This window comes from Rhizobacter sp. (assembly GCF_046595475.1).
Taxonomy (GTDB): domain Bacteria; phylum Pseudomonadota; class Gammaproteobacteria; order Burkholderiales; family Burkholderiaceae_C; genus Rhizobacter.
This window is the reverse complement of sequence record NZ_JBKJOQ010000010.1, coordinates 50,560-71,564: the sequence shown is the minus strand read 5'-3', so window position 1 is coordinate 71,564 and position 21,005 is coordinate 50,560. Positions and strand designations below refer to the sequence as shown.

Below are 21,005 nucleotides of genomic sequence, written 5' to 3'. Positions count from 1 at the left end.
GATCCATGCCCATGCTTGAACAACGCATACAACAACAGTTTTTCGACAGCGCCGACCTCAAGTACGCGGCCGCTGAAATCCTTTCACGCCCGATTGCCGACGCCGTGAGCGCCGTGGTGGGCAGCATCACCGCCGGGGGCAAGGTGCTCGCCTGCGGCAACGGCGGCTCGGCCAGCGACGCCCAACATTTCGCCGCCGAGTTCATTGGTCGCTTCGAGCGCGAACGCCCGGGCCTCGCGGCCATCGCGCTCACCACTGACACCTCCATCATCACTGCCATCGGCAACGACTACAGCTTCACTGAGATTTTCTCGAAGCAGGTGCAGGCACTGGGCCAACCCGGTGACGTGTTGATCGCCATCACCACCAGCGGCAACTCGGCCAACGTATTGGCAGCGGTTGAAGCGGCGCGTGCCAAAGAGATGACGGTGGTCGCGCTCACCGGCCGCGGGGGCGGCAAGATGAATGACCTGCTGACCGAAACAGATGTGCACATCTGTGTGCCTCACGAACGCACGGCACGCATTCAGGAGGTGCACATTCTGGCGTTGCATTGCCTGTGCGATGCCGTTGACCTGCAATTGCTCGGAGAACAGGAAAACACATGACCCGAATGACCCTTCGCCGTGCCGCCGTGGTGGTCACGCTGGTGGCCACCACCGCCTTGACGGGCTGCGCAGCCCTGCTGGTGGGTGGCGCCATGGTGGGTGGCTCGCTGCTCGTCACCGATCGCCGCACCTCGGGTGCTCAGATCGAAGACCAGGCCATCGAGATGAAGTCGAAGACCCGTGTGCGCGAGATCCTAGGCGACCGTGGCCATGTCAGCGTCACGAGCTACAACCGCTTGGTACTGATCAGCGGCGAGGTGCCGACCGAGGCCGACAAGGCCGCCATCGAGCAAAGCGTGGCCAAGGTCGACGGCGTGCGCTCCACTGTCAACGAGCTGGCCCCCATGACCGCCACCTCCTTGAGCAACCGCTCGAACGACGCGCTGGTCACCAGCAAGGTGAAAGCCACGCTGCTCGACGCGGGTGACATCTCGGCCAACGCCTTCAAGGTCGTCACCGAGCGTGGCACGGTGTACCTGATGGGCCGTGTGACAGAGCGTGAAGCCGAGCGTGCCTCCGAGCTCACCCGCAGCATCGGCGGCGTGCAGAAGGTGGTGCGCGTACTCGAAGTGGTCAGCGAGGCCGAACTGGCCGAAATCGACCCGCGCAACGCACCGAAACCCAAGCCCTGAACGGATCAGCGACTGGGAATCAGTTATTTCAGTCGGGTGATCAGGCTCGACGTGTCCCATCGCTGGCCGCCTTGCGCTTGCACGTCGGCGTAGAACTGATCCACCAGCGCCGTCACGGGCAGGCGTGCGCCGTTGCGCTTGGCCTCGTCGAGCACCAGGCCCAAGTCTTTGCGCATCCAGTCGACTGCAAAGCCGAAATCAAACTTGCCTTCGACCATGGTCGGGCCGCGGTTGTCCATTTGCCAGCTCTGGGCCGCGCCCTTGCCGATGACGCCGAGCACGGCTTTCATGTCCAGCCCGGCCTTGTCACCAAAGGCGATCGCTTCGGCCAGGCCTTGCACCAGGCCAGCAATGCAGATCTGGTTGACCATCTTGGCGAGCTGGCCCGCACCGCTCTCGCCCAGCAAGGTCACGGCTTTCGAAAACGCCATCGCTACCGGTTGAATGGTGGCAAACGCTTTTGCCTCGCCACCACACATCACGGTGAGCGCACCATTCACGGCGCCGAGGTTGCCGCCCGACACGGGGGCGTCAATGAAGTGCAGGCCGCGGTGAGTCGCCGCAGCAGCCAGCTCGCGCGCAATCTCGGCCGACGCCGTGGTGTGATCGACGAAAACGGCGCCCGGCTTCATGCCCTCGAAGGCCCCGCGCTCGCCGAGCGTCACGGCGCGAAGGTCATCGTCGTTGCCGACGCAGGCAAACACGATGTCAGCATCGCGCACCGCAGCCTCGGGCGTGGCGTCGCTCGCGCCACCGTATTCGCCCACCCACTGCGATGCTTTCGCGGCCGTACGGTTGTAAACCGTCACCTGGTGCCCCGCACGCTGCAGGTGCCCGGCCATCGGGTAGCCCATCACACCCAGGCCGAGAAAGGCGACACGCCTTGCAGCAATGCTTTCGTAGGCTTTGGTGCTCATGGCGGCGTCAAACGATGGTCAAGTGCTCGGTGCCAGCTGACAAGTCAGAGCTGCGCGCGCGGTTGCTGTTGAGCTTGATCTGCAGGCGCAGGTCGTTCACCGAGTCGGCGTTGCGCAACGCATCTTCGTACGTGACCATGTGGTTTTCGTAGAGGTCGAACAGGCTCTGGTCGAAGGTCTGCATGCCGAGCTCGCGCGACTTCTTCATGATTTCCTTGATCTCGGCCACTTCGCCCTTGAAGATCAAATCGGATATCAGCGGCGTGTTGAGCAAGACCTCAACCGCGGCAATGCGGCCGCGGCCTTCCTGACGCGGCAGCAGGCGCTGCGACACCAGGCTCTTCAGGTTGAGCGACAAGTCCATCAGCAGCTGAGCGCGCCGCTCTTCAGGGAAGAAGTTGATGATGCGGTCTAGCGCCTGGTTGGCGCTGTTGGCGTGCAAGGTGGCCATGCACAAGTGGCCGGTTTCGGCGAAGGCCACCGCATGCTCCATGGTTTCGCGGTCGCGTATTTCGCCCATCAGGATCACATCAGGCGCCTGGCGCAATGTGTTCTTCAGTGCCTGGCCCCAGCCTTCGGTGTCCAGGCCCACTTCGCGCTGCGTGATGATGCAGTTCTTGTGCGGGTGCACAAACTCCACCGGGTCTTCGATGGTGATGATGTGGCCGTAAGAGTTTTCGTTGCGGTAGTCGACCATGGCCGCGAGCGAGGTGCTCTTGCCCGAGCCGGTGGCGCCCACAAAGATGACCAGGCCACGCTTGGTCATGGTCACGTCTTTCAGCACCTGCGGCAGGTTGAGCGTGTCGATGGTGGGCAAGGTCTGCGGGATCGTCCGCAACACCAGGCCCACATGGCCTTGCTGCACGAAGGCATTGACGCGAAAGCGCCCGATGCCTTGCGGCGAAATCGCGAAGTTGCACTCTTTGGTGCGCTCGAACTCGGCGGCCTGCTTGTCGTTCATCACCGAGCGCGTGAGGGCCAGCGTGTGCTGGCTGGTCAGCGGCTGCGGCGACACCTTGGTTACCTTGCCGTCGACCTTGATCGCAGGTGGGAAGTCGGCCGTAAGGAAAAGGTCGGACCCATTGCGCGACACCATCAGTCGCAGCAGGTCGTTGACGAACTTGGATGCCTGGTCTCTTTCCATGATTTCTCTCCGTGACTGCGGCTAGGGCCTGTTCACACTAGTTGCTCGACAGCAATGCACTCAGGCGCGCACTCACCTGCCGCAACCGCAGTGACAGGCGCCGCGACAGCGAGGCCAACAAGGCCAGGCCCAATCGCGGCTCGAACATGATCATCTCATCGAGTCGCTGCGCATCGATCACCGCCAGCGTGCACGGCGTGAGCGTGGTGCAGGCCGAAAAGCGCGCACCCGCATCGAGCAGAGACATCTCACCCAGCATATCGCCCGCGCGGGCCTCGGCCAAGCGGGCGCGCCCGCCCCAGGGCTGCACGCGGTCGACCGCCAGCGTGCCTTCAAGCACGATCAGCATGTAGTCGCCCTGCTCGTCTTGCCCGATCACCTCTTGGTTGACCGGCACCGTCACGAACTGCAGGTACTGGCTCATGCGCAGCAGCTCGTCGGGGCTCAGCGCCGCCACGTAACGGTCGGCACCCCAGAGCTTGGCAAACAGCGGCTCGGCCTGCTTGCGCTCTAGCGGCTGCGCGCTCACTTCAGCGGCGCGCACGGCCCAGGTGGCCAGGGTCTGCACCTCGTCACCGCGCTCGGAAAACTGGGTGGAAAAGAAGCCTGAATCGGCGGGGTGGCTGTCTTCGGCGGCGGGCTCGGCCGGGACTGGTCGCTTGAGTCGATCAAACAGTTTTTTCAAGGCTGCAGCCCTCGCTCGCGTTTGAGGATGGACTGGATCAGCCTGGGAAGTTTTCGGGGAACTTGGCCTTGGCGCGCGCTTCGACGGGCGCAATGATGTTGCGCCGCACCAGGTCAGACAGGTTTTGGTCTAGCGTCTGCATGCCCATGGTGTTGCCGGTCTGGATCGACGAGTACATCTGCGCGATCTTGTTTTCGCGGATCAGGTTTCGAATGGCCGCAGTGCCCAGCATGATCTCGTGCGCCGCCACCCGGCCGCTGCCATCTTTCAGCTTGCACAGCGTCTGCGAGATCACGCCCACCAGTGACTCAGACAGCATCGAGCGGACCATTTCTTTTTCGGCCGCAGGGAACACGTCGACCACGCGGTCGATGGTCTTGGCGGCCGAGCTTGTGTGCAGCGTACCGAACACCAAGTGGCCGGTTTCGGCCGCGGTGAGCGCGAGGCGAATGGTCTCCAGGTCGCGCATTTCGCCCACCAGGATGGCGTCAGGGTCTTCGCGCAGGGCGGAGCGCAGGGCGTTGGCAAAGCTCAGCGTGTGCGGGCCTACTTCACGTTGGTTGATCAGACACTTCTTGGACTCGTGCACGAACTCGATCGGGTCTTCGACCGTGAGCACGTGGCCGTATTCGTTTTCGTTCAGATGGTTGACCATGGCCGCGAGCGTGGTCGACTTGCCCGAGCCTGTGGGGCCGGTGCACAGCACCAGACCGCGCGGCTTCAGCGACAGCTCGGCAAAGATCTTCGGCGTATTGAGCTGCTCGAGCGTCAGGATCTTCGAGGGAATGGTCCGGAACACGGCACCGGCGCCGCGGTTCTGGTTGAAGGCGTTGACGCGGAAACGCGCCAGGCCCTGGATCTCAAACGAGAAGTCGACCTCCAGCGTTTCTTCATACGCCTTGCGCTGCGAGTCGTTCATGATGTCGTAGACCATCTCGTGCACTTGCTTGTGCTCCAGAGGGTCGACGTTGATGCGGCGCACATCGCCGTGCACACGGATCATGGGCGGCAGGCCAGCTGACAAATGCAAGTCAGACGCTTTGTTCTTGACCGAGAACGCCAGCAGTTGAGTGATGTCCATGTGTCTCTTAGAGGGGGTTGCGGGCCTGCATGCGCCGTCGACAAGCGCCGCTGATATAGGCTCGCGGGATTATGGCGACGATTGCAGCGAACATACAACAAGTGCGCGACCGCATCGCCCGGGCCTGTGCAGCGGCGCAACGGCCCGTGCAAAGCGTCACGTTGCTAACCGTAAGCAAAACTTTCAGCCCCGATGCTGTGCGTGCAGCCTTCCTGGCCGGCGAGCGATCCTTTGGTGAAAACTATGTGCAAGAAGGTGTCGACAAGATTGCGGCACTGAGCGACTTGCGTGATCAGATCGCGTGGCACCTGATCGGCCCTTTGCAGAGCAACAAGACACGCGTAGTGGCCGAGCACTTCGACTGGGTGCACAGCGTGGACCGGTTCAAGATTGCCGAGCGCCTGAGCGAGCAGCGGCCACCCCACTGGCCGCCCTTGCAGGTCTGCCTGCAGGTCAACATCAGCCGCGAGGCCAGCAAGAGCGGCGCCGACCCCGCCGAGGTGCCAGCCCTCGCTCACGCCGTGGCAGCGTTGCCGCGGCTGCGCCTGCGCGGCCTCATGGCCATTCCTGAGCCCGACACGGGCGCGTCGCCGCACCGCACCCTGCGCGAGTTGCTGCTGCAGTTGCAAGGCGAGGGCTTGGCGCTGGACACCCTTTCGATGGGCATGAGCGCCGACCTGGAGACGGCTGTCGCCGAGGGCGCCACGCTGGTACGCGTGGGCACCGCCATCTTCGGCCTGCGATAGGCAGTTACCTGTTGATTCAACTGCGCCGAGTTTATTTTTTGGTGAAAAGTTCCGCATCGAAGGGAATACCTTAGCAACTTATCCCAACGAACGGGCTTTCCATGCCAGCCACCGCCCCACCTCACGCACGCCTGCCCTCCCCGTATCGCCCTGAAACCCAGGTGCTGGCCGACTGGTTGCCCGCCCTCTCGGGCCAGCTGAACTGGCCCGCCGCTGCTGCTGCCGCCCGGCCCTGGGTCCAGGCGGTGCGCGACAAGCCCGCGCCCTTCTGGGCCATGGAATCGCTGCTGCGCGAGTACCCCATCTCCAGCGCCGAAGGGCTGGCGCTGATGCGCCTGGCCGAAGCCCTGCTCAGGGTGCCCGACACCGAAACCGCCGTCGCCCTCACCGCCGACCAACTGGGCAAGGCCTCGTTCGAAGCCAGCGCCAGTGGGTCTCACAAAGGCCCGCACAAGATGCTGGCCAGCCTGTCGGCCAGCGCCATCAGCATGTCGAAGAAATTCCTGCCCGACGCGGCCGGCGAATCGGGCTTGCTCCAGCGCCTGGGCGCGCAAACGGTGGTGGCCGCCACGGTGCGCGCCATTCAGCTGCTGGGCCGCCAGTTCGTGCTGGGCCGCTCGATTCAAGAGGCGATGGCCGAGGCGGCCTCGGCCCGCAGCGCCCAGCCCGCGCTGCGCTTCAGCTACGACATGCTGGGCGAAGGCTCACGCACCGAGGCCGATGCACAGCGCTACCTCGCGTCATACCTGAACGCGGTCGACGCCATTGCGGCCAGCCGCGTGGCCGCAGCACCCATGGCCGCCGACGGCATTTCGATCAAGCTGAGCGCGCTCTTCTCGCGCTACGAAGACGCCCAACGCGAGCGCGTGTTCGCCGAGTTGCTGCCGCGTGTCTGGCAATTGATCGAGCGTGCTGCTCGCGCCAACCTCAACCTCACCATCGACGCCGAAGAGAGCGACCGCCTGGAGCTGTCGCTCGACGTGCTCGACATGCTGGCCGTGCGCATTGCCAGCACCTACCCGCAGTGGCGCGGCTTCGGCCTGGCCGTGCAGGCCTACCAGACGCGTGCCTTGCAGGTGGTGGACGAAGTGGCCCGCATCGCGCGCCAACACGGCCTGCGCTTCATGGTGCGGCTGGTGAAGGGCGCGTACTGGGATGGCGAGATCAAGCGCGCGCAAGAGATGGGCCTGGCCGGCTACCCCGTCTTCACCCACAAGCACCACACCGACATCGCCTACCTCGCCTGCGCCCGCGCGCTGATCAGCCATGCCGACGTGATCTACCCGCAGTTCGCCACCCACAACGCCGGCACCATTGCGGCCATTTTGCAGATGGCGCGGCAAGCGGGCGCCGCCTTCGAGATGCAGCGCCTGCACGGCATGGGCGAAGGCGTGTACCGCGAGGTAATGAAAGACACGAGCGTGCCGGTGCGCGTCTACGCGCCGGTGGGCGAGCACCGTGACCTGCTCGCCTACCTGGTGCGCCGCCTGCTTGAGAACGGCGCCAACTCGTCCTTTGTGCACCAACTGACCGATGAGGCGGTGGACGTCGACGCCTTGTTGGCTTCGCCGCTCACGCCCTCCAGGGTGCCCGGTCTGCCGATGCCGGTGGCGCTGTACGGGCCGGGCCGCGTCAACTCGACAGGCGCCGACCTGGCCTGCCTGGAGCAGCGCAGCCCCTTGGAGCAGGCCATCGCCACCACGCAGTTGGCCGCGGTAAGCGAAGCCACTGTCGATTCCGTGACCACCACCATGGCGCGCCTGCAGCATGGCTTTGCCGCCTGGAACCACACGCCCCTGGCCGACCGCGCCGCCATGCTGCGCCGTGCAGGCGATGCCCTCGAAGCGCGCCAGCCCGAGTTCTGCGGCCTGCTGGTAAAAGAAGCCCACAAGACGCTCGGCGACTGCGTGGCCGAGGTGCGCGAAGCAGTGGACTTCTGCCGCTACTACGCCAACCAAGCCGAGGAGCGCTTGGCGCCACAAACCCTCCCCGGCCCCACCGGCGAGACCAACGAGCTGCAGCTACACGGCCGCGGCGTGTTCGTCTGCATCAGCCCCTGGAATTTCCCGCTCGCCATCTTCGCGGGCCAGGTGGTGGCCGCACTGGTGGCCGGCAACAGCGTGGCCGCCAAGCCGGCCGAGCAGACGCCCGCGGTCGCACAGCGCATGGTCGCGCTGCTGCACCAAGCCGGCGTGCCCGCCGATGCGCTCGCCCTGCTGCACGGCCCGGGGGCCACCATCGGCGCGGCGCTGGTGGCCGATGCGCGCACCGCCGGCGTGTGCTTCACTGGCTCGACCGCCGTGGCCCAGCACATCAATCGCGCGCTCGCCGCGAAAGACGGCGCCATCGTGCCGCTGATCGCTGAGACCGGCGGCATCAACGCGATGATTGTCGACAGCACCGCACTGCCCGAGCAGGTGGTCGACGCGGTGGTACAGAGCGCCTTCCGCTCTGCCGGCCAACGCTGCTCGGCGCTGCGCCTGCTGTGCGTGCATGAAGGGGTGGCCGACGGCGTGATCGAGATGATCCGAGGCGCCCTGCAAGAGCTGAGTGTGGGCGACCCATCGGTGCTCGCAACCGACGTGGGCCCGGTGATCGACGACGAAGCCTGGGCCGCCATCACCCGCCACATCGCCCGACTGCGCCGCGAGGCCACGCTGATCGGCGAAGCGCCTGCCGGCCATGCGGTGCCGCGCCTCATCGCGCCCATCGCCTTCGAGCTGCCACGCATCGCCGATGTGACGCAAGAGATCTTCGGCCCGGTGCTGCACGTGGTGCGCTGGGGTGGCGAGGTCGACTCGGTCATTGCGCAGATCAATGCTCTTGGCTACGGCCTCACGCTGGGCATCCAGACGCGCATCGACAGCCGCGCGTTGAGGCTCGCGCAAGCGGCGCGCATCGGCAATGTTTACGTCAACCGCAACATGATCGGCGCGGTGGTCGGCGTGCAGCCCTTCGGCGGCGAGGGCTTGAGCGGCACAGGCCCGAAGGCCGGCGGCCCGCACTACCTGTATCGCTTCTGCAGCGAACAGGTGGTGACCATCAACACCGCAGCGGCGGGCGGCAACGCGGCGCTGCTGGTGGGCCTGAAGACCTGAGGAACTTCTACACTGACCGCATGAACACCATTGCATTCATCGGCGGCGGCAACATGGCCAGCGCCATCATCGGCGGCCTGCTCAAGAGCGGCCGCGCGCCGGGGGACATCCTGGTGCTTGAGCCCAATGCCGAGCAGCGCTCCAAGCTGCAGCGCGAGTTGCAAGTCATCACGCTCGAAGCGCCGGGCTCGGTGCTGCAGCGCGCCGGCATCGTGGTGTGGGCCATCAAGCCGCAAAGCTTCAAGGCCGCTGCAGAAGCCAACCTGGAGCACATCGGCACGGCGCTGCAGTTCAGCGTGATGGCGGGCATACGCAGCGACGACATGGCCAAGCTGCTCGGCACGCAGCGCATCGTGCGTTCCATGCCCAACACGCCAGCGCTCATCGGCCAAGGCATCGCCGGGCTGTATGCGCGAGAAGCCGTGACGGCCGACGAGCGCAAGGACATAGAGCGCTTGCTCGCACCCACCGGCCGCACGCTGTGGGTGGCCAACGAGACCGACCTCGATGCCGTCACCGCCCTCTCGGGCTCGGGCCCGGCCTACGTTTTCTATTTCGTCGAAGCCATGGTGCAGGCAGCGGTCGAGATGGGCCTGAGCGAAGAGCAAGGCAAGGCCCTCGCGCTGGCCACCTTCTCGGGCGCGGCAGCCCTGGCCTCAGCGTCCAGCGACCCACCCTCGCTGCTGCGCGAGCGCGTCACCTCCAAGGGCGGCACCACCTACGCCGCGCTCACGTCCATGGAAGCCAGCGGCATCAAGCCCGCCATCGTCAAGGCGCTGAAGGCGGCGCAGCGCCGCGCTGCCGAGCTGGGTGACGAGTTCGGCCGCTAGCCTGCACCGAAACGCGCAACGAACCCCGCGCTATGCGCGCGGTCATGCAAAGGCAGCATGACCACGCGCGCAAATCGGCCATCGCCGCGCCTACAGTCTCGGCCCATGCCGGTGCCGCGCATCACGAGTGCGCGTTGATCCGAGCATGAACCCACCCACGGAGACTGTTCCCATGAGTTACCTGTCCTACGTCACCCCCAGCGCCACCAGCCCCTGGCACACCTACCTGTCGCAAGTCGACCGCGTGCTGCCCTACCTGGGCCACCTGGCGCATTGGTCTGAAACCCTGAAGCGGCCCAAGCGCGCGCTGATTGTTGACGTGCCGATCGAAATGGACGATGGCAGCGTGGCCCACTTCGAGGGCTACCGCGTGCAGCACAACCTGTCGCGCGGCCCCGGCAAGGGCGGCGTGCGCTACCACCCCGACGTGACGCTGGAAGAAGTGATGGCACTCAGCGCCTGGATGACTGTGAAATGCGCCGCGGTCAACCTGCCGTATGGCGGCGCCAAGGGCGGCATACGCGTCGACCCGAAGAAGCTGTCGTTGAAAGAGCTGGAGCGCATGACGCGCCGCTACACCAGCGAGATCGGCATCATCATCGGCCCGCAGCGCGACATCCCCGCGCCTGATGTCAACACCAACGGCCAGATCATGGCCTGGATGATGGACACCTATTCGATGAACACCGGCACCGCGGCCACCGGCGTCGTCACCGGCAAGCCGTTGCACCTGGGCGGCTCACTGGGCCGCGTGAAGGCCACCGGGCGCGGCGTGTTCGTCACCGGCCGTGAAGCGGCGCGCCGCATCGGGCTCGACCTCAACGGCGCCCGCATCGCCGTGCAAGGCATGGGCAACGTGGGCAGCGCCGCGGCCGAGCTCTTCGTCGGCGCGGGCGCCACCCTGGTGGCGGTGCAAGACCACACCGGCACCCTCGTCAACCCCAAGGGCTTCGACATGGCCGACACCATGGAGGTGCTCAAGCGTGAAGGCGGCATCGCCGGCTACAAGGACGCCGAGCGAGTGGACAACGAAGAGTTCTGGAACGTCGACTGCGACATCCTGATCCCCGCCGCACTCGAAGGCCAGATCACCGTGCCACGCGCACAGCGCATCAAGGCTAAGCTGGTGCTGGAAGGCGCCAACGGCCCCACCCTGCCCGAGGCCGACGATGTGCTGAAAGAGCGCGGCGTGCTGGTGGTGCCCGACGTGATCTGCAACGCCGGCGGCGTGACGGTGAGCTACTTCGAGTGGGTGCAAGACTTCAGCAGCTTCTTCTGGAGCGAAGACGAGATCAACGTGCGGCTTGACAAGATCATGGTCGACGCGCTGCGCCACATCTGGGACACCGCCGACCACCACAAGATCACGTTGCGCACAGCGACCTTCGCGGTGGCCTGCGAGCGCATCTTGACTGCGCGTGAGGAGCGGGGTTTGTATCCGTGAGGCTCTGAGACGCAGCGCTCGCGCGAGGTTGGCGCTTTATCGGCCGGCGATCATGAAGTCGATCACGACGCCGATGAACACCGCAAACCCCAGCCAGTGGTTGAGGCGAAAGGCACGAAAGCAGCCCTCGCGTGAGCGGGTGCCGATCAGCGTGTAGTGCCAGGCCGCGACGCCCGCGGCGACAGCGAGGCCGGTGAAGAAAGGCCAGTGCAGGCCCAGCTGTGCGCCAAGCACGCCCCAGATCGCGATGAAGAGACTATAGAAAGCCATCACGCCGGCCACGTCGAAGCGGCCGAGCGTGATGCCCGATGTGCGAATGCCGATCTTCAGGTCGTCGTCGCGGTCGACCATGGCGTACTCGGTGTCGTAGGCGATCACCCAGCACAGGTTGCCCAGCAGCAGCCACCAGCCCACAGCCGGCACCTCGCCTTGCACCGCGGCAAACGCCATCGGGATGCCGAAGCTGAAGGCCACGCCCAGCACCGCCTGCGGCATCGAGAAGAAGCGCTTGGTGAACGGGTAGAAGATGCTCACCGCCAGCGCGGCAACGCTCCAGGCCACGGTGACCGCGCTGGTGGTGAGCACGAGCAAAAAGGCGACGAAGGCGAGCGCGGCACCGAGCAGCAGCGCCTCTTTCGTGCTGACCGCTCCGCTGGTGACGGGCCGCTGTGCGGTGCGCTTCACGTGCTTGTCGAAATCGCGGTCGGCCACGTCATTGACGGCGCACCCGGCGCTGCGCATCAGGAAGGTGCCGAGCACGAACACGATGAGCAAATGCCAGCCCGGAAAGCCCGCCGCCGCGATCCACATCGCCGACAGCGTGGGCCACAGCAGCAGGTAGCTGCCGGCCGGGCGATCCCAGCGGATGAGGTCGAGGTAGAGCGAAAGGCGAGTAGGTGCGCGAGCAGGGGCTGAAGGGGTCGGCGCGGTCATGCCCGCAGTTTAGAACCGCGTAGAACCGCCCCCACGCTTCAGAACGTGGCCTTGAACTGCGCCCCCAAGACGCGCGGCTCGTTGATGAAGCCGGTCAGGTTGTTGAAGTCGATGCCGCCCGTGACGCGAATCTGGTTGGTGATGTTGCGTGCGAACAGCGCGGCCTCGTACTTGCCGTTGCCCCAGTTGTAGCCCACGCGCAGGCCGCCAACGGTCAAGGGCTTGCCGGTGAACTCGACCGACTCGTAGAGGAAGAAGTTGACCTTGCTGCGGTAGGCCCAGTCGGTGTAGACGAAGAGCTCGCCGCCCTCGCCCATCGGCATGCCGTAGCGCAGCGTGAAGTTGGCCGTCCATTTGGGAGCCTGGGGCAAGGGGTTGCCGTCGATCAGGGCGAAGCCACCCGACATCGGGTCGGTGACGGTGCATGAGGCACACACGCCGACGCCCAGGCCTGCGTCCTTGATCTTGGTGTCGTTGTAGCTGCCGGTCAGCGTGACCAGCAGGTTTTCGGCCAGGTAGCCCTGGAAGTCGAGCTCGAAGCCCTGGCCCACCGTCTTCTCGGCATTGAGCAGGCGAACGCTGTTGTTGCCACCCCCCACGGCCGTGAGCTGCTGGTCTTTCACGGTGTAGTGGAAGACGTTGAAGTTGACTCGTGCGCGGTGGTCCATCAGGTCGGCCTTGATGCCAGCCTCGATCGAGGTGTTGGTCTCGGGTTCGGCCACCGACTGGCCGTTGAACTGCCCCGCGCCCTGCACGCTGGCCGCGCGAAAGCCGTTGGCCAGGCGCGCATAGGCGTTCAGGTCGGGCGTGAGCTTGTAGGTACCGCTCAGGTCCCAGCTCACCTTGCTCTTGGACAGCGAAGCCGTCACGGGGCCAGCCGCCTGCAGATCGGCCAGGGTGGCCGGCGTGCCGAACACCGCGCTGTTGTACTCCTGCAGCGCGTAGTCTTTCTCGTCGTGGGTGTAGCGCAAGCCACCGCGTGCGGTGAAGGCGGGCGTCACCGCGTACTTCAGCGCGCCGAACACGGCATAGGCCTTGTTCTTCTGCTGTGACTTGGAGTACGCATTCTGAGCGCCGCCGCCCAGAGAGTCGTAGCTGAAAGACTCCAGCGTGTAGTCCTCATCGAAGTAGTACGCGCCGGCCTGCCAGCCCAGCGGGGCGCTGTCGCTCGACTCCAGCCGCAGCTCTTGCGAGAGCTGGCGGTGCTTGGGGATGCCGTCTGCTGTCTCGGACGGGAAGGGGATCTGGCCAGGGCCGAAGTAGGGCCCTGCGCTGCCGTCGATGTCACCCCGGTTGTAGGTGTCCAGCGACTCGTAGCCGGTGATGGAATGCAGGGTCACGCCGTCGAGCTTCCAGCTCAGCCTGGCGTTGGCACCCTGGGTCTTGAGCTTGGACTCGTTCGCGCCGTCCAGGCTGATCTTCTTCTCGTCGAAGCCGCCGATGAGGTCGTTGCTGCCGGGCTTGATGATGTTGGCGCGAAACAGGCGCGCTGAGCCGTCGAGGTCGCGCGCATGCAGGTTGAAGAGCGCGCTGAAGTCTTTATGCGGCGCATAGAGCAGCTGCGCCCTCACGGCGGTGTCGTGATAGCCCTCGAACTCCTTCGTCGGGCCGGCCGGGTTGGTGTTGTCCACCCAGTCGTCGCGGTTCTGCGAGATCAGCGACACGCGCGCGGCCACGGTGTCAGACAAAGGCACGTTGATCGCAGCCTCGGCATTGATGGCGTTGAAGCTGCCGTACGAGAGGCTGCCGTAACCCTCGAACTTGTTGCGTGGCTTGGCCGAGTCGAACTTCACCACCCCGCCCGGCGTGTTGCGCCCGAACAGCGTGCCTTGCGGCCCGGCCAGCACTTCGATTTGGTCGAGGTCAAATACCGGGAAGCCCTTGAGGATGGGGTTCTCCTGCACCACATCGTCGTACACCAGCAGCACCGGCTGCGAGGCGTTGAGGCGGAAGTCGGTGTTGCCATAACCCCGGATGTAGAAGCGCGGAAACGCGCGCCCGAATGAAGACTCGATGTTCAGGCTGGGCACGCGGCCCGACAGCATGCGCACGTCTTCGCCCGACGAATTGAGCACGTCTAGCTTCTCGCCACTGAGGGTGGAAATGGCCATGGGCACGTCCTTCGCGTTCTCGCTGCGACGCTCGGCCGTGACGGTGACGGTGGGCAGCTTGGCGGCATCGGGCGCACTAGCCGGGGCGGCGGTTGCTGCGGCGGGAGCGGCAGGCTCGGTGGTTTGCGCGAGTGCCGGCTGCAAGGTCGCAAAGGCAGTGGCCAACGCGATGACGAGCGGGCGGACCACGAAGGCCTTGTGGGCGTGGCGGGTGAGCATGGACGGTTCCTTCCGGGGTTGCGGAGGAACACGTTTCGCAATCAGCGTGCCATGGGCACGCTCACATCACGGTGCAGGCACGCCCTCGCGCCACTGCGCCCAGTTCGCCACGATGTCGCGCACCACCATGCCCCCCACGATGGCCAGGTTCTGCGTCGCGGGCATGAAGCCGCCGGTGCCGCCGGTCGTCGACGCCAGCAGCGAAGCGTGCGCGCTCTGCCCCGGATGGGGGCGATCGAAGTTCGAACCCGTGCGCAGCACGGCCAGTCGCTTCAAGTCGACCTTGCCGGCGGCGGCGGCGCGCTCCAGTGCGTTGCGCGTGGCGTTGTCTTCCTGCTGCGTGGTGCAGTAGGTGCCCTGGCCGTCGGTGAGCAGCTTGGTCCAGCTGCGCGCGTGCTCGCCGAGCCGATGGCCATGCCACCAGGTGTCGCCCCCGAGCGTGTCGCATTGCGTGACGCGCGGCGGCTGGTTGGCCGGGGCCTGCGGGTACTTGGCACGGTAAGCCTTGGCGGCGTCACTGTCTTGCAGCACGGCATTCTTGCTGAGGGCCAGCGCTTTCTGCAGCAGCGCCTCATCGACACGCGCCACTTCGGTGCGGTACTCGAGCTTGGGCTTCTCACCTGGCCCCTTGGTCAACAGTCCGTAGTAGCCCGTCTTCCAGCCTTTGGGCATCTCGCGCGCGTCGATCTCGTGCGCAATGCCCACATCGACCAGCCAGCGCGCCCAGGCAGCAGTGCCGAGCGTTCCTTGCGCGGGGTCGATGCCGGCGATGCCGGTGATGAAAAAGTAAGTCTTGCGCAGGTCGAAGCGCGGGTCGAGCGTGACCGCGAGCGTCGACGCGGCTGCGTTGGCGTGGCCCATGCCGGTGGTGACCAGGCACACGTCATCGGCGTTGCAACGCAACGCCGGGTAGTCGGGCGAGAGGCCCGCAACGGTGATCTCCTGCGAGAGATTGAAGCTCTTGGTCCAGAGCTCGGCCTCGGGGCCGAACATGGTGATGACGAGGGCCTTGATCTCGCGTGGCGCGGCGACGGCCGGCGCAGCTGCGAGTGCGCCCACCATGCAGGAGACCAAAAGAAGAGGTGTGCACTTCATGGCTTGGCCTTTCGGGTGGCGGTGCGCTTCTTCCATGCATCCAGGAAGGCGAGGGTGACGGCCGCTTCGTTGGCCTCGGCCAGGCCGCTTGAGAACAAGGCACCGACGTCGGCGTTGAACTCGGTGGCGCCCGCCAGGTCGCTCAGGCTGCGAAACGCGATGTAGGGCACGCCGTTGCTCAGCGCCACGTGGGCCAGCGCCGCGGTCTCCATGTCGACGGTCTCGGCCTGCAGCGTGTCGAACAGGTAAGCGCGGTACTCCGGGTTGGCGAGAAAGGCCGTGCCCGACACGCCGCGCCCACCCACCACCAGCCGCGGCTGCTCGCTCACACAGGCGCCCTTGGGCCCACAACGCGCGAGCGCTGGCGCCAACGCACGCACGACCTGCAGCATTTCGGCATCGACCGGGTAGTCGAGCCTGTATTCACCTTGCGGCGCGCTGGCGCTGCTCAGCACGTGGTTTTCGCGCAGGAACCAACCGCGAAACGGCGGCTGCGCTGCCAGCTTGAGCCCGAGACAACCCACCTCGCCGGCCGCACCGCAGGGAGCGGGTGTCTGCCCGTCGGCGTTCCAGTAGACCTCCATGGGCATCGCCCAGCGGTCGGGCACCGTCACGTCGCCCACGTGGTGCGCCGGGTTGATGCCGCCAGCGATGCCGCTCATCACCAGGCGCTCGATGCGAAAGTGATCGAGCAGCTGCTGCGTGACCAGTGTGGCGTTGACCATGCTCACGCCGCTGAGCACGATCACCACCTTGTTGCCGCGCAGGCGGCCGGTGGTGTAGCGCTTGCCATTGATGACCCAGCTGCGCTTGGCGGTGGTCTGGGCGAGCAGGATGTCGGCCTCGGCGCCGAAGGCCGAGACGATGCCGATGCGCGGGGTGCACTCGCTGAGGCAACGGCTCGGTGGTGCGGCCAGGGCTGCGCCCGCGCACGCCAGACCCAGCACCAGAACGAAGGCAGCGCGCAGTCGCTGCCGGGCAAGAAACAAGATGACAGGCAAGGCACACCTCACAGCAACGGAGTGATCGGGCGGAGCAAGAAGTGCTCCACCCGAGTGTGCCTGCGCGCCGCCTAGAGGCCCACCCCGTTGGCCATCAGCGAAGCCGACAGCAGCAGCACGACCAGCATCAGCATCTGGATGCCCAGGCAGCGCACGATGATCTTGTGCTGGGCGTCGGTCACCGTGGGCGCACGGCCAGCGCGGATGTCCGGCCGCCAGCGGAGGAAGCGGATGGTCGGGTAGATGGACAGCAGGCCTATCAGCAGGAAGAGCGTGAGCTTGACGCGGAAGAAGGGGCTGGCCTGGTAGTAGGCCCAGCCTTTTTCATAGTGGTACGCGCGGGTGAAGCCGGCCACCAGCAGCACCACGGCAAAGATGCCATACCAGCGGTCGGCCAGCGCCAGGCGCCGGGCCTCGGGGGCAGTGGGCGTCTGGCTGTAGGTGAACCACTCGAAGAACAAGGTGGCCACGATGCCGAAGGCGGCCACGAAGTGAGCATAGGCAAAAAGGGCTTTCACCAGCATGGTGGTCTCCGTGAGAGGGGTCTGACTCGAATGTGCCGGCAAGCGCCACGGGCCGCAACCGCCGTGCGATGAAACCGCCGCACCCTGGCGTGAAGCGCCCGGCCCGTGGCGCCACAGGTCATTGCAGCCGTGCTGCGGTCTTGCGCGTCGTCGACAACACGAAACGTTGCACCCGTTGTGCCAGCACCGCGGCGCTGCGCGGCAGGGTTGGCTGCAGCGCTTGCAGGGCTTCATCCAGTGCCTGGGGCATCTTGCGGGCCAGCTCTTGCGCCAGCCGCAACACGAAGGCCGGCCCCACCCCCGTCAGGCGGGCCATCTCGCGCACATGCTCTTGCGTCACTCTGCCAGGCCTCACCTCCCCGCCGATGCTGAAGGCGAACTCTTGTGACAAGGCGGGGTAGATGCGGGTGCACATCAGGTCATAGAAGGGCGTGAGCAACACACCCCGGCCCGGCACCGAGTACATCGACAGGTTCTTGGCGTGGCTGTCGTTGTTGCCGGTGTAGAGGTTGAAGAAGATCCACAACAGAAAGTGGCGCAGGTCGACGGCCGGTTGGGTGCTGTAGCTGCGGATCAATGCCGCACAGGCCGCGATGCCGGGGCCTCCTTCCTTCTCGTACTTTTTCTCTGACAGCGTGCCGCTCAGCTGGCACAGGTCGTACTGCACCAGCCGCGCCAGCCGGCCGTTGGCCTGCGCACGGCGGTCGAAGCGCTTGACGATGCAGGCGTGGGTGGTCGGCTCGTAGAACACCTGGGCGGTGGGCAGCCCGCACCGCTCGGCCGTCAGCATGATTAGCGTCTCGTTGGCGGCCGAGTCCCACACCTTGGCCAGGCGTTTGATGTCGGGCTTGAGGATGTGGGTGGAGGGCGAGGTGCCTTGCGGCAACTGGGGCGGCCCATCGTCGAAGAGCGCGATCGACGCCTTGTCTTGTGCCCCGGCCAGCGAGATGCGCGCACCTTCGCTCTTGATGTCGATGGCCGCGGCCGACGCCTTGTCCAGCCTGGCGTGCAGCTCGGCCCAGGTGGTGGGCTTGTACGACGGCGGCTGCGGGCGCTGGCCCGCGGGCAGGATGACGAAGCCGCCCGCGGTGTCGCCTGCCACTTCGAGCAGCAGGGAAAACAGGGTCGAGGCCTTCTTCTGCTCTGCGATGTAGGTGCGCAACTCGCCTTCGGGCAGCAGGTTCTCGAAGAAGGCCTGTACGGCCGCGGCGTGGGTGCGCCCCGGCGCCAAGGCGATGGCGGACAGCGGCATGGATTCGGTGCGCGCCAGCCACGCCGGCGTGTATTCGAAAGCCGGCGGCGATTCGTCGTACAGCGAACCCACCTGCTCGTCGCCGAAATAGACCTCGAGGTGCGGTGGCCGGGCCATCACAGCCCCCGTGCGGACTTGGCCCGCACTACCATTTCCAGGCCCAGCAGGTCCATCACCTGCAGCACCTTCTGCAGTTGCACCGTGGGCTTACCGCGTTCCAGCTCCACGATGAAGCGGTTGCCGGTGTTGCCCAGACCGGCCACGTCCAGCTGGTTCAGCGCGAGCTGCTTGCGCTGCCGCCGCACCAATTCACCCAGGGCCTCGGTGGAACGGACCACTGTCTCGGGCAAAGCGGGCGCGTGCTCGTTACCGAGCGGGAATTTTTCAGTGTTGGCTGGCATGGTAGGCCCATAAAATTACCTATCGGTAACTTTACGGCGTCTGAGGCCCAAAAAGCAATCAGAAATTACCGTTGGGTAATTTTCTTTGCAAGGTGCCTATGATTCCTCCTAAAAATTACCGTCCGGTAATTTTGAGGAGCCCCCGCACCCTCAGCCGTCGAGCTGCTTCTGGAACACCAGGCCCGCGTGCTCACGCAGCGCATGGAACTTGATCTTGGGCCAGTTGGTCTCGATGGCGCGCAGCTCGGGCGCATATTCCACCAGCACGGTGGGTGCGTCGACGGCGTCGTAGGCCACGCGGTGGTCGTTGGCGTCGATGAAGCGCTTGAGTTCGCGCGCGCCGCCATCGGCCTCATCGCACGTCACCCAGCGCGCCACCTGGAAGCGGCTGGGCATGATGCGCGCCTTTACACCGTACTCGTACTCCAGCCGATGGGCGACCACCTCGAACTGCAGCTGGCCGACCGCGCCGAGCAGCAGCACCGAGCCCGCCAAGGGGCGAAACACCTGAATCGCCCCTTCTTCGCCCAGCTGCGTGAGGCCAGCACGCAGTTGCTTGGTGCGCAGCGGGTCGGCCACTTCAACACTGCGAAACATCTCGGGCGCAAAAAAGGGCAAGCCGGTGTAGAGCAGCGGCTCGCCTTCGGTCAGTGTGTCGCCCAGCTGCAACACACCGTGGTTGGGGATGCCGATGATGTCGCCGGCAAAGGCCTCGTCGAGTAACTCACGGCGCTGGCTCAAGAAACTCACCACAGTGTTAGGCCGCAGCTCTTTGCCCGAGCGGCCCACCTTCAGCCGCATGCCACGCTCGAAGTGGCCACTGGCCACGCGCACGAAGGCAATGCGGTCGCGATGGGCCGGGTCCATGTTGGCTTGGATCTTGAAGACCACGCCGGTGAACTTGGGCTCGTCGGGCTGCACCAGGCGCTGCACCGCCGCGCGCGGGCCGGGCGATGGCGCCAGGTCGACCAGCGCGTCGAGCACCTCGCGCACACCGAAGTTGTTGACCGCCGAGCCGAAGAACATTGGCGTTTGGTGGCCGGCCAAAAACGCCTCACGGTCGAACTGCGGCGCGGCCTCGCGCACCAGCTCGATCTCGCCTCGCGCCTGCTCGTACTGCATGCCAAAGCGCTCAGCGTAGGCCGGGTTGTTCAGGCCCAACAGAATTTCGTCGTCATTGTGGTGGCGGTCTTCGCCGGGGCTGAACACGCGCATCTGCTCCTCGCGCAAATCCATCACGCCGTGAAACTGCTTGCCCATGCCCACCGGCCAGGTAAAGGGCACCACGCCCATGCCCAGCTCGCGCTCGATCTCGTCCATCAGCGTGAGCGGCTCCTGCACCTCGCGGTCCATCTTGTTGACGAAGGTGAGGATGGGTGTGTTGCGCGCGCGGCACACCTGCAGCAGGCGGCGCGTCTGCGGCTCCACACCGTTGGCGGCGTCGATCACCATCAGTGCCGCGTCTACCGCGGTCAGCACACGGTAGGTGTCCTCCGAGAAGTCTTGGTGGCCTGGGGTGTCTAGCAGGTTGATGACGCAGTCGCGGTATTCCATCTGCATCACGCTGGACGCGACCGAGATGCCGCGTTGCTTTTCAATTTCCATCCAGTCCGACGTGGCGTGGCGCGAGGCCTTGCGCGCCTTCACGCTGCCCGCGATCTGGATCGCGCCCGAGAACAGCAGCAGCTTTTCGGTCAGCGTGGTCTTGCCCGCGTCGGGGTGGGAAATGATGGCGAAGGTGCGGCGGCGGCGCACCTGAGGGGTCAGATCTGACATGGGCCTGCGGCGCAAAGGGTGCGCGCCGCCTCGTGGAAACCGGCCATTATCGGCGGCATGGCCCACCCCGGCGCACACACCGACTAGCTGGAACGGCCGGTGTCGGGTACATTCGCCCCACAGTTACGCAAGACAGTGGTGTTAGTGATCTCGTTCGTGCTGCCCGGTTCCGGTGTGGTGTTCGTTAGAAATCCCTTGATCGTTCTTGAGTGTCGCTGCGTGCGGAGCATGTGCTCCTCACCATCTTTTGTTTAGGAAAACGCATCATGACGACGCAAACCGGTACCGTGAAATGGTTCAACGAGAGCAAGGGCTACGGCTTCATTGCTCAAGACGCAGGCGGCGCAGACCTGTTCGCTCACTTCCGTGACATCGCCGGCAGCGGCTTCAAGACCCTGGTTGAAAACCAGAAGGTCGAATTCGAAGTCAAGCAAGGCGAAAAAGGCCTGCAAGCAGCCAACATCCGCCCGGTCTAAGACCTGGTTGATGCCGGTGGCGACACGTCGCC

The 21,005-nt window shown here is 65.5% G+C and carries 19 protein-coding genes; 7 read left to right on the top strand and 12 right to left on the bottom strand.

The genetic code is table 11. From position 1 onward, the window contains the following. Nucleotides 1-11 precede the first annotated feature (11 nt). Both AC30QB_RS02205 and AC30QB_RS02200 read left to right on the top strand, forming a co-directional pair. Nucleotides 12-608, top strand: coding sequence for a phosphoheptose isomerase (locus AC30QB_RS02205; protein ID WP_489544555.1), 597 nt, complete (start codon nt 12-14; stop codon nt 606-608). Beyond that, nucleotides 605-1,240 carry a BON domain-containing protein gene (locus AC30QB_RS02200; RefSeq protein WP_489544554.1) on the top strand — a complete coding sequence of 212 codons (636 nt, stop codon included), beginning with the start codon at nt 605-607 and terminating at the stop codon, nt 1,238-1,240. The genes AC30QB_RS02205 and AC30QB_RS02200 overlap by 4 nt, the downstream gene beginning before the upstream one ends. Before the next feature lie 23 nt (nt 1,241-1,263). Here AC30QB_RS02200 and AC30QB_RS02195 read toward each other — a convergent pair whose 3' ends face one another. The 4 genes from AC30QB_RS02195 to AC30QB_RS02180 are packed head-to-tail and all read right to left on the bottom strand — an operon-like array spanning nt 1,264 to nt 5,067. Beyond that, nucleotides 1,264-2,157, bottom strand: coding sequence for an NAD(P)-dependent oxidoreductase (locus tag AC30QB_RS02195; RefSeq protein ID WP_489544553.1), 894 nt, complete (start codon nt 2,155-2,157; stop codon nt 1,264-1,266). A 7-nt stretch (nt 2,158-2,164) separates the two neighbouring features. After that, nucleotides 2,165-3,301, bottom strand: coding sequence for a PilT/PilU family type 4a pilus ATPase (locus AC30QB_RS02190; RefSeq protein WP_489544552.1), 1,137 nt, complete (start codon nt 3,299-3,301; stop codon nt 2,165-2,167). Nucleotides 3,302-3,338: 37 nt separating this feature from the next. After that, complete coding sequence (locus AC30QB_RS02185) at nt 3,339-3,986, bottom strand: cyclic nucleotide-binding domain-containing protein (protein WP_489544551.1); 648 nt, start codon at nt 3,984-3,986, stop codon at nt 3,339-3,341. Nucleotides 3,987-4,023: 37 nt separating this feature from the next. Then, nucleotides 4,024-5,067, bottom strand: coding sequence for a type IV pilus twitching motility protein PilT (locus AC30QB_RS02180; RefSeq protein ID WP_489544550.1), 1,044 nt, complete (start codon nt 5,065-5,067; stop codon nt 4,024-4,026). Between the two features lie 71 nt (nt 5,068-5,138). Here AC30QB_RS02180 and AC30QB_RS02175 point away from each other — a divergent pair, with 71 nt between their 5' ends. The 4 genes from AC30QB_RS02175 to AC30QB_RS02160 all read left to right on the top strand — a co-directional run bounded on the left by AC30QB_RS02175 (nt 5,139) and on the right by AC30QB_RS02160 (nt 11,185). Then, nucleotides 5,139-5,813: a YggS family pyridoxal phosphate-dependent enzyme gene (locus tag AC30QB_RS02175; protein ID WP_489544549.1), complete on the top strand. Its 675-nt coding sequence runs from the start codon at nt 5,139-5,141 to the stop codon at nt 5,811-5,813. Nucleotides 5,814-5,914: 101 nt separating this feature from the next. Further along, on the top strand, nt 5,915-8,911 hold the full coding sequence (locus AC30QB_RS02170; RefSeq protein ID WP_489544548.1) for an L-glutamate gamma-semialdehyde dehydrogenase: 2,997 nt from the start codon (nt 5,915-5,917) through the stop codon (nt 8,909-8,911). Between the two features lie 20 nt (nt 8,912-8,931). Further along, complete coding sequence (gene proC / locus AC30QB_RS02165; RefSeq protein ID WP_489544547.1) at nt 8,932-9,741, top strand: pyrroline-5-carboxylate reductase; 810 nt, start codon at nt 8,932-8,934, stop codon at nt 9,739-9,741. A 172-nt stretch (nt 9,742-9,913) separates the two neighbouring features. After that, nucleotides 9,914-11,185: a Glu/Leu/Phe/Val family dehydrogenase gene (locus AC30QB_RS02160; RefSeq protein WP_489544546.1), complete on the top strand. Its 1,272-nt coding sequence runs from the start codon at nt 9,914-9,916 to the stop codon at nt 11,183-11,185. A gap of 36 nt (nt 11,186-11,221) precedes the next feature. On the opposite strand, the gene ubiA is transcribed toward AC30QB_RS02160, so the two are convergent. The 8 genes from ubiA to AC30QB_RS02120 form a co-directional block, all read right to left on the bottom strand. Continuing rightward, nucleotides 11,222-12,118, bottom strand: coding sequence for a 4-hydroxybenzoate octaprenyltransferase (ubiA, locus tag AC30QB_RS02155; protein ID WP_489544545.1), 897 nt, complete (start codon nt 12,116-12,118; stop codon nt 11,222-11,224). A 38-nt stretch (nt 12,119-12,156) separates the two neighbouring features. Then, nucleotides 12,157-14,448 carry a TonB-dependent receptor gene (locus tag AC30QB_RS02150; RefSeq protein ID WP_489544544.1) on the bottom strand — a complete coding sequence of 764 codons (2,292 nt, stop codon included), beginning with the start codon at nt 14,446-14,448 and terminating at the stop codon, nt 12,157-12,159. A 66-nt stretch (nt 14,449-14,514) separates the two neighbouring features. Then, on the bottom strand, nt 14,515-15,543 hold the full coding sequence (locus tag AC30QB_RS02145) for a purine-nucleoside phosphorylase (protein WP_489544543.1): 1,029 nt from the start codon (nt 15,541-15,543) through the stop codon (nt 14,515-14,517). Beyond that, entirely contained in the window at nt 15,540-16,544 is a 1,005-nt protein-coding gene (locus AC30QB_RS02140; protein ID WP_489544542.1) for a 5'-methylthioadenosine/S-adenosylhomocysteine nucleosidase, read from the bottom strand. The genes AC30QB_RS02145 and AC30QB_RS02140 overlap by 4 nt, the downstream gene beginning before the upstream one ends. 71 nt (nt 16,545-16,615) lie before the next feature. Beyond that, nucleotides 16,616-17,068 (bottom strand): DUF2214 family protein, encoded by a 453-nt coding sequence (locus AC30QB_RS02135; RefSeq protein ID WP_489544541.1) that lies wholly within the window; start codon nt 17,066-17,068, stop codon nt 16,616-16,618. Nucleotides 17,069-17,186: 118 nt separating this feature from the next. After that, a complete protein-coding gene (locus AC30QB_RS02130) occupies nt 17,187-18,437 on the bottom strand; it encodes a type II toxin-antitoxin system HipA family toxin (RefSeq protein ID WP_489544540.1) in 1,251 nt (416 codons plus the stop codon). Further along, entirely contained in the window at nt 18,437-18,721 is a 285-nt protein-coding gene (locus tag AC30QB_RS02125; protein WP_489544539.1) for a helix-turn-helix domain-containing protein, read from the bottom strand. Before AC30QB_RS02125 ends, AC30QB_RS02130 begins: the two co-directional genes overlap by 1 nt. A gap of 150 nt (nt 18,722-18,871) precedes the next feature. Next, nucleotides 18,872-20,497: a peptide chain release factor 3 gene (locus AC30QB_RS02120; RefSeq protein WP_489544538.1), complete on the bottom strand. Its 1,626-nt coding sequence runs from the start codon at nt 20,495-20,497 to the stop codon at nt 18,872-18,874. 266 nt (nt 20,498-20,763) lie between these two features. Here AC30QB_RS02120 and AC30QB_RS02115 point away from each other — a divergent pair, with 266 nt between their 5' ends. Next, a complete protein-coding gene (locus AC30QB_RS02115; protein ID WP_489544537.1) occupies nt 20,764-20,973 on the top strand; it encodes a cold-shock protein in 210 nt (69 codons plus the stop codon). Nucleotides 20,974-21,005: the final 32 nt, after the last annotated feature.

What these genes read in the sequence shown, in the direction of transcription:
- AC30QB_RS02180 (WP_489544550.1), bottom strand. Translation starts at nt 5,067, where the DNA reads ATGGACATCACTCAACTGCTGGCGTTCTCGGTCAAGAACAAAGCGTCT.
- ubiA (WP_489544545.1), bottom strand. Translation starts at nt 12,118, where the DNA reads ATGACCGCGCCGACCCCTTCAGCCCCTGCTCGCGCACCTACTCGCCTT.
- AC30QB_RS02125 (WP_489544539.1), bottom strand. Translation starts at nt 18,721, where the DNA reads ATGCCAGCCAACACTGAAAAATTCCCGCTCGGTAACGAGCACGCGCCC.
- AC30QB_RS02130 (WP_489544540.1), bottom strand. Translation starts at nt 18,437, where the DNA reads ATGGCCCGGCCACCGCACCTCGAGGTCTATTTCGGCGACGAGCAGGTG.
- AC30QB_RS02195 (WP_489544553.1), bottom strand. Translation starts at nt 2,157, where the DNA reads ATGAGCACCAAAGCCTACGAAAGCATTGCTGCAAGGCGTGTCGCCTTT.
- AC30QB_RS02160 (WP_489544546.1), top strand. Translation starts at nt 9,914, where the DNA reads ATGAGTTACCTGTCCTACGTCACCCCCAGCGCCACCAGCCCCTGGCAC.
- AC30QB_RS02115 (WP_489544537.1), top strand. Translation starts at nt 20,764, where the DNA reads ATGACGACGCAAACCGGTACCGTGAAATGGTTCAACGAGAGCAAGGGC.
- AC30QB_RS02150 (WP_489544544.1), bottom strand. Translation starts at nt 14,448, where the DNA reads ATGCTCACCCGCCACGCCCACAAGGCCTTCGTGGTCCGCCCGCTCGTC.
- AC30QB_RS02190 (WP_489544552.1), bottom strand. Translation starts at nt 3,301, where the DNA reads ATGGAAAGAGACCAGGCATCCAAGTTCGTCAACGACCTGCTGCGACTG.
- AC30QB_RS02205 (WP_489544555.1), top strand. Translation starts at nt 12, where the DNA reads ATGCTTGAACAACGCATACAACAACAGTTTTTCGACAGCGCCGACCTC.
- proC (WP_489544547.1), top strand. Translation starts at nt 8,932, where the DNA reads ATGAACACCATTGCATTCATCGGCGGCGGCAACATGGCCAGCGCCATC.
- AC30QB_RS02145 (WP_489544543.1), bottom strand. Translation starts at nt 15,543, where the DNA reads ATGAAGTGCACACCTCTTCTTTTGGTCTCCTGCATGGTGGGCGCACTC.
- AC30QB_RS02200 (WP_489544554.1), top strand. Translation starts at nt 605, where the DNA reads ATGACCCGAATGACCCTTCGCCGTGCCGCCGTGGTGGTCACGCTGGTG.
- AC30QB_RS02175 (WP_489544549.1), top strand. Translation starts at nt 5,139, where the DNA reads ATGGCGACGATTGCAGCGAACATACAACAAGTGCGCGACCGCATCGCC.
- AC30QB_RS02170 (WP_489544548.1), top strand. Translation starts at nt 5,915, where the DNA reads ATGCCAGCCACCGCCCCACCTCACGCACGCCTGCCCTCCCCGTATCGC.
- AC30QB_RS02135 (WP_489544541.1), bottom strand. Translation starts at nt 17,068, where the DNA reads ATGCTGGTGAAAGCCCTTTTTGCCTATGCTCACTTCGTGGCCGCCTTC.
- AC30QB_RS02120 (WP_489544538.1), bottom strand. Translation starts at nt 20,497, where the DNA reads ATGTCAGATCTGACCCCTCAGGTGCGCCGCCGCCGCACCTTCGCCATC.